This window comes from Candidatus Neomarinimicrobiota bacterium, from assembly GCA_034716895.1.
Taxonomy (GTDB): Bacteria; Fidelibacterota; UBA8477; order UBA8477; family JABMPR01; genus JABMPR01.
On the sequence record JAYEKW010000248.1, the window covers coordinates 1 to 6,992 of the forward strand.

The 6,992-nt window shown below is 44.8% G+C and carries 7 protein-coding genes; all 7 read left to right on the forward strand.

Annotation, left to right across the window (positions count from 1 at the left end; genetic code table 11):
• Nucleotides 1-208: MFS transporter (locus U9Q77_13655; protein MEA3288402.1), on the forward strand; the 208-nt coding region annotated here is incomplete at its 5' end.
• Between the two features lie 372 nt (nt 209-580).
• Nucleotides 581-892 (forward strand): DUF971 domain-containing protein, encoded by a 312-nt coding sequence (locus tag U9Q77_13660; protein ID MEA3288403.1) that lies wholly within the window; start codon nt 581-583, stop codon nt 890-892.
• A gap of 140 nt (nt 893-1,032) precedes the next feature.
• On the forward strand, nt 1,033-1,350 hold the full coding sequence (locus tag U9Q77_13665) for a YbjQ family protein (protein ID MEA3288404.1): 318 nt from the start codon (nt 1,033-1,035) through the stop codon (nt 1,348-1,350).
• A gap of 7 nt (nt 1,351-1,357) precedes the next feature.
• Nucleotides 1,358-1,987, forward strand: a complete 630-nt coding sequence (locus U9Q77_13670) for an RNA methyltransferase (GenBank protein ID MEA3288405.1) — start codon at nt 1,358-1,360, stop codon at nt 1,985-1,987.
• A 116-nt stretch (nt 1,988-2,103) separates the two neighbouring features.
• The gene (locus U9Q77_13675; protein MEA3288406.1) at nt 2,104-3,402 is read left to right on the forward strand and encodes a hypothetical protein; all 1,299 of its coding nucleotides are present in this window, start codon (nt 2,104-2,106) and stop codon (nt 3,400-3,402) included.
• An 8-nt stretch (nt 3,403-3,410) separates the two neighbouring features.
• Nucleotides 3,411-4,733, forward strand: coding sequence for a saccharopine dehydrogenase C-terminal domain-containing protein (locus U9Q77_13680; protein MEA3288407.1), 1,323 nt, complete (start codon nt 3,411-3,413; stop codon nt 4,731-4,733).
• Nucleotides 4,734-5,175: 442 nt separating this feature from the next.
• Nucleotides 5,176-6,696 carry an aldehyde dehydrogenase family protein gene (locus tag U9Q77_13685; GenBank protein MEA3288408.1) on the forward strand — a complete coding sequence of 507 codons (1,521 nt, stop codon included), beginning with the start codon at nt 5,176-5,178 and terminating at the stop codon, nt 6,694-6,696.
• The last annotated feature ends 296 nt before the right edge of the window (nt 6,697-6,992 follow it).

Consider the following 6,992-nt stretch of genomic DNA (forward strand, 5'->3'; position numbering starts at 1 on the left):
TATTGGTGTCGTTGGATTAACCATTAAAGGTACTTTGGGACCCCTGGCCAATACGCCTGAACAGATGGAAGCCATTGGCCAGATTGCCTCACGCTGGGGGATTGGCTCCGTAGTACTGCTTTTCGTAATAGGTGCGGTTCTCTTCAAGTTTGTTGATGAAGAAGAAGGTAAACGGGAAGCTGCTTATATTGAGGAGCACTCTGAGTAAACACTCGGTCATTATGTCAAAATTGCCTGCTTGGCAGGAAGCCCTCCCCGAATCGTTACACGATTCACCCTCCCGGAGGGAGGGTGAATTCATGCTGTATAAACAAGCTATGGTTTTGTATGCACCTACCTGGTGGCGCGAACCATCCCCCTTGCAGGGGGATCCGTCCCGCAGGGCGGAGGGGGTTTAAACAGCTAGCCGAAATATTCGGTCATTATGTCCAAATTACCTGCTTGGCGGGAAGCCCTCCCCGAATCGTTACACGATTCGATCCTCCCAGAGGGAGTGTATTTTATCCCACCGTCCAAAAATCTTCTATACCAATAATCTTCCTCCACCACTTATATTCTCACCGAAAGGATTATCAAGTTAATGAAAATATCTGAAATTATACAATTACCAGTTGGCCTGGCCATTCGCTGGGATGATGGGGCAGAAGCACTCATCGATTTCCATAAATTGAGAGATGCCTGCCCCTGTGCCAATTGTTCAGGGGAGAGCGATCTGTTTGGCAACAAAACCTTTGGCATTACCAAGATCAAGAATGAAAAAACATATCAATTGAAATCATTCGATTGGGTGGGACACTATGCCATTCAATTTACCTGGGCGGATGGTCACGATTCAGGGATCTACACTTTGGAGTTATTGAGAAAACTCGGTGAGGAAACTGAAACCAGTTAACCATCATAAAATGAGACCTAATACAATCGCATAGGGAGACGTATGAAAACCATTATCATTATGGCAGTGGTCATCGGAATTGTCTATGTTCTGATCCAGAAAGTTGAAATGAACAAAAAAGAAACCTTCAGGAGAGAAAAATGGTAGTCTGGGTTACAACTGAAACCGTGGCAGGGAAAGAGATCACGGAATCTCTGGGTGTGGCAATGGGCAGTACCATCAGAGCCCGAAACATCGGACGGGATATCATGGCCGGTTTAAGAACCATCGTTGGTGGCGAAGTACCGGAATATACAGAAATGATGGCTCACGCCCGCAATCAAGCCATTGAACGGATGCAGCAAAAAGCTACCGATATGGGAGCAAATGCCGTTGTATGCGTGCGTTTCTCCACGGCTATGATCATGCAGGGGACTGCCGAAGTCATGGCCTTCGGAACTGCGGTAAAGCTCAAGTAAACTAATTTTGGCACCAAGTTTGGATCAGTTAGCCGCCATGGTGACTGAGGAGCGGCTGGACACGATCAAGAAGGTAGTGAGAAATCGCCAGCTCGATCTAACGCTGATCATAGAGAATATTCATGATGATCATAATGTTGGAGCTATTTTTCGGTCAGCTGATGCAGTGGGGATCGCTGAAGTCCAATTGCTGTACACCAAAGAGAAATTTCCTGAACTTCACCCAAAAGTGACTGCCTCAGGTGGGAAATGGGTTAGATATAACAAATATACGAAAGCTGAAAAAGTTGCCCACGATCTCAGGCAACAGGGTTATAAACTCTATTCCACACATCTTACATCGGATGCTGTTTCCATCCACGATATCGACTGGACCCAGCCATCTGCCATCATCCTGGGCAATGAGAACCGGGGAGTATCATCAGAGATGACTGAATTGGCTGATAACAATATCCGTATACCCATGTTCGGCATGGTGGAGAGTCTGAATGTTTCCGTGGCAACCGCTGTGATCCTTTTTGAAGCATGTCGGCAACGAATAGCTGTTGGGAAATATCCAAATTCAGATCTGAGAACGGAATGGTTAGAGCAGATGACTCAGGATTGGATTCGCATCAACCACCCAGGAAAAAACTAAATATTTCCAGAATTTGACCCCATTCTCCTCCGCATAAACCTTGAGAAACAAGTCCCTCAAACTATATTCCGTGGCTTATTTGTGAGTGGACATTAATTGATAGGGAATTCATACTAATGACAGCAAGAATCGGAATCATTGGAGAGCACAAACCGGGTGAGGCTCGCATCCCTCTAACCCCCGTGCAGATCCAACAATTACACACTCAAAACCCCCAACTTTCCATCACCGTACAACCCTCTGAACAACGAAAATTTAAAGATATTGAGTTCAGTTCGATCGGGATCGAGATGCCTGCTGATCTTAAGGCTGCAAATCTGGTCATGGCTGTAAAAGAGATCGATGTGAAAGACATTCACAGTAAACAGGCCTACCTGTATTTTTCCCATACTATCAAGGGGCAGGACTATAACATGTCTATGCTGCAGCATATTCTTGATGTGGGAGCCACCTTGCTGGATTATGAATTGATCAGTGATGAACAAGATCGTCGTCTGGTCTTTTTTGGTAGGCACGCTGGTTTGGCTGGTATGGTGAATTCGTTATGGTCCTATGGACAACGCCAAGCGGTGTTAGGAGTAAATAGCCCTTTCATGAAGATCAAACAAGCCCAGGATTATAAAGATCTAGTCGAGATCAAAGCATCTCTGAAGGAAATTGCACCAGAGATCCAGGAATGGCTTAAGGGGAAACCGGCTTTGGTAGTGGGTATCACCGGTTATGGTAATGTTGCCAAAGGTGCTCAGGAGATCCTGGATATTTTACCACTGGTGGAGTTATCAGCCACTGAACTACTGCATGTAGATCTGGCTGATTATTCAGGTAAGATCATAAAAGTGGTTTTCAAAGAGATCGACATGTTCGAACCAATTGATAAAAAAAATATTTTTGTGCTTCAGGACTATTTCGATCATCCTGAGAAATATCAGTCAAAATTTAATCCCTACCTGAACAAAATGAATATCCTCGTAAGTTGCATCTACTGGGATACACCTTACCCCCGGTTGATCACCTTGGATGAGATCAAAGCTCATTATAAACATGATCCTTCATTGTTGGTGGTGGGTGATATCACCTGTGATATCGATGGTGCTATCCAGTTTAATTCAGGTGCCACGCTCAGTCCCGATCCGGTCTATGTGTACGATCCTGACACCAATTCAAAATTGATGGGTTTCCAGGGGAATGGCGTGCTGCTTATGGCCGTTGATAACTTGCCCACCGAGTTGCCCAGAGAGGCTTCAGAGGCCTTTGGAGAGGCTTTACTACCCTTTGTGCCCGCCATGGGTGCCTGTGATTACTCAAAACCATTTGCTGACCTTGAATTACCCCCTGAAGTAAAGAAAGCAGTCATCGCCCACGGTGGTGAACTGACTCCTGCATATAAATATTTGGAAAAATACCTGAAAGCATAGTGAATCTTATGTCCAAACATGTTCTGATCCTCGGGGCTGGTCTCGTTTCGCAGCCTCTCATTGATTATCTGTTTAAAAACACTGATTTCAATCTTACCGTAGCAGATATCCTGGAAGAAAATGCTCAAAATGCCATTAACGGGAATCCAAGAGGACAAGTTGCCACTCTGGATGTAAAGAATGCTGACCATTTGGGTCAATTGATCGCTGGATCTGACCTGGTTGTTTCATTGTTACCCTATGTTTTGCACCCCATTGTTGCCAAACACTGCATAGCTGCTGGGAAACCAATGGTCAATGCTTCTTACGTTTCAGATGATATGCGTGCATTGGACGAAGAAGCCAGAGAAAAGGGACTTCTGTTTTTGTGCGAGATGGGTCTGGATCCAGGGATCGATCACATGTCTGCCATGCAGATTATCCATAGCATTAGAGATCGAGGCGGTAAGATTATAGAATTTGTTTCGGTCTGTGGTGGCTTGCCGGCACCGGAAGCTAATACTAATCCTTTTGGCTATAAATTTTCGTGGAGTCCCAAGGGTGTGCTTCTGGCAGGTAAAAGCTCAGCACGCTATATTGAAAATAAAGAGATCAAAGAACTCAGCCCCGCCGAGCTCTTTCATTCCACAAGACCCATGACCATTGAAGGACGGGAATTTGAAGCCTATCCCAACCGTGATTCAATTTCTTATGAAGATGCCTATGGCTTTGGAAATATCGAATTATTACTCCGTGGAACCTTACGCTATCCGGGCTGGCATGAATTTATCCTGGCTTTTGAGGCGTTGAATCTTTTACAGGATATTGCCATTGAACCGGGTATGACCAGTTTTGCTGAGATTCTGGCTGACCTGAATGAACTCGATTCAGAGAATATTCGTTCACAGATCGCCCGGAAGTTGGAAATGACTGAGAGCTCAACTGTGATCCAGGCGCTGGAATGGTTAGGACTCTTTGATCAGGATATATTTGATTGCAAAGGTTCTACCGTAATTGATCTATTAGCTGATATCATGAGCAAGAAAATGGCTTATGCAGATGAGGAACGGGATATGGTCGCCTTGCAGCATCGTTTCAGAGCCAGTTATGATGGATACGATGAGAAGATCACTTCCACACTGGTTGATTATGGGATTCCCGGTGGGGCCAGCTCTATGTCCCGAACTGTTTCTTTACCTCTGGCCATAGTGGTGAAACTTATTTTAGAGGATAAGATCAATCTTAGTGGTGTACATATTCCCACCGATCCCACGATCTATGAACCGGTATTGGCTGAGCTAAAAACCCTGGGGATCGAATTTAAAGAATACGCTGTTAGAGTTAAAAGTTAGAAGTTGAAGGTTGACGATCTCGCAAATACTTATTCGAGGACGACGCAAAAGTTTTGTCCTACAAGGAGCAATAGATCGGACTTTTTGCGAGGCCATCAAGGTTTGAGTACATTATTAGGTCATCAAATCTTTTCAAAGTAGGGCTCATATAAATATTAAATGTTGACGAAACCGCAAAAAGTATTTGAAAAAACATGAATATCGACTTAACTACAATAATTTTAATAGGTTATGGAAATATGGCGTATGTTTATAATAATCAACACTTTGCGGCTCTGCGCGCTCTGCCTGCCCGCACGAAGTTATACGCAGGCGGGCGAGAGGGACTTTTTGCGAGGCCATCAAGGTTTGAGTACATTATTAGGTCATCAAATCTTTTCAAAGTAGGGCTCATATAAATATTAAATGTTAAATCTTAATTATTAAATACAGTGAGGTAAATATGGATTTTTTGAAGGAACTGGGAATTGAAGAATTTAATGCTGGTGCCAGTATTGGTGCCGGTGAATGGTTGGCCACTAGCGGGACAGATGTCCTAAAGTCTCGCAATCCGGCTACTGGTGAAGTGATTGCCAAGGTCTATCAGTGTACCGAAGAGGCCTATGAACAAGTCGTGGCTGCTGCTGCTGAAGCCTTTAAAGAGTGGCGTCAGGTTCCAGCACCCATTCGAGGTGAATTGGTTCGGAAAATGGGAGTTGCTCTTCGCGAGAAAAAAGATGCACTGGGTAGTTTGGTAGCCCTGGAAATGGGTAAAATCAAACAGGAGGGCGACGGAGAAGTTCAGGAAATGATCGATATTGCCGACTTCGCTGTTGGACAATCCAGGATGCTTTATGGAAGTACCATGCACTCCGAGCGTTTCCAGCACCGCATGTATGATCAATACCATCCCCTAGGTGTCGTAGGGGTTATTTCTGCCTTTAATTTTCCCGTAGCCGTCTGGGCCTGGAACTCCTTTCTGGCTGCCATCGCCGGTGATACAACCATCTGGAAACCATCATCAACAGCTCCACTCTGTGGTATTGCAGTTCAGAAGATTTGTAATCAGGTCCTGGAGGAGAATGGTTATAAAGGTATTTTCAACGTGGTTATTGGTCGTGGATCTGTTATTGGAGAGCGTCTTATTAATGATAAACGCATCCCCATGGTCTCATTTACCGGATCAACACCCATGGGTCGTCATGTAGGTGAAGTGGTTGCTAAACGATTTGGCAGTACCATTCTGGAACTTGGCGGCAATAACGCCATCGTTATTGATGATACTGCTAATCTGGATATGGCTATCCCCGCCACCGTTTTTGGTGCTGTTGGAACAGCCGGTCAACGTTGTACGTCCACCCGCCGGATCATCATCCAGGAAAATATCATGGATGGTTTTGTTGAGCGCCTGGTAAAAGCCTATGGCCAGGTTCGCATTGGTGATCCTCTGGAAGAAGGAACTCTGATGGGACCCTTGGTTGATGCCGGTGCCGTGGAAGTATACGAACAGGCCATTCGTGAAATCAAGGAAGTTGGTGGAAAAATTGTTGCTGGTGGTAACGCCATCAAAGACAGATCAGGCTATTTCGTGGAACCTACCATTGTTATCGGTGAGAACCACTGGGATATCATTCAGCGAGAGACTTTTGCGCCTATCCTGTACATTATTCCCTTCAAAACCATTGATGAGGCCATTGAAATTCACAACGCAGTGCCACAGGGACTCTCTTCAGCCATCTTCACCATGAATATGCAGCATGCTGAGCAGTTCCTTTCACATGTGGGTTCTGATTGCGGTATTGCCAATGTGAATATTGGTACTTCAGGTGCTGAGATCGGTGGAGCATTTGGTGGTGAAAAGGAAACTGGCGGTGGTCGTGAATCTGGTTCCGATGCATGGAAGGCTTATATGCGTCGTCAAACCAATACCATCAACTGGAGTAAAGAACTACCTTTAGCCCAAGGAATTTCCTTCGATCTCTAGAAGCATTGCAAAAATTTGGGGCGTAGGCATAAATACTTGCGCCCTATTGTTTTTGGTTAGGAGTTAGGTGTTAGGTGTTAGGTGTTGGGAGTTTAAAAATATCTTCGACTTTCGACTTTCGACTTTCGACTTTTGACTTTTGACTTTTGACTTTTGACTTTCGACTTTCGACTTTCGACTTTTGACTTTTGACTTTTGACTTTTGACTTTTGACTTTCGACTTTCGACTTTCGACTTTCGACTTTTGACTAAATTATGTCTACTGGTAAACTATATATCGTCTCTACGCCCATCGG

Excerpts from the sequence above, each read along its gene's own strand:
- U9Q77_13660 (MEA3288403.1), top strand. The coding sequence starts at position 581 with ATGAAAATATCTGAAATTATACAATTACCAGTTGGCCTGGCCATTCGC.
- U9Q77_13665 (MEA3288404.1), top strand. The coding sequence starts at position 1,033 with ATGGTAGTCTGGGTTACAACTGAAACCGTGGCAGGGAAAGAGATCACG.
- U9Q77_13675 (MEA3288406.1), top strand. The coding sequence starts at position 2,104 with ATGACAGCAAGAATCGGAATCATTGGAGAGCACAAACCGGGTGAGGCT.
- U9Q77_13680 (MEA3288407.1), top strand. The coding sequence starts at position 3,411 with ATGTCCAAACATGTTCTGATCCTCGGGGCTGGTCTCGTTTCGCAGCCT.
- U9Q77_13685 (MEA3288408.1), top strand. The coding sequence starts at position 5,176 with ATGGATTTTTTGAAGGAACTGGGAATTGAAGAATTTAATGCTGGTGCC.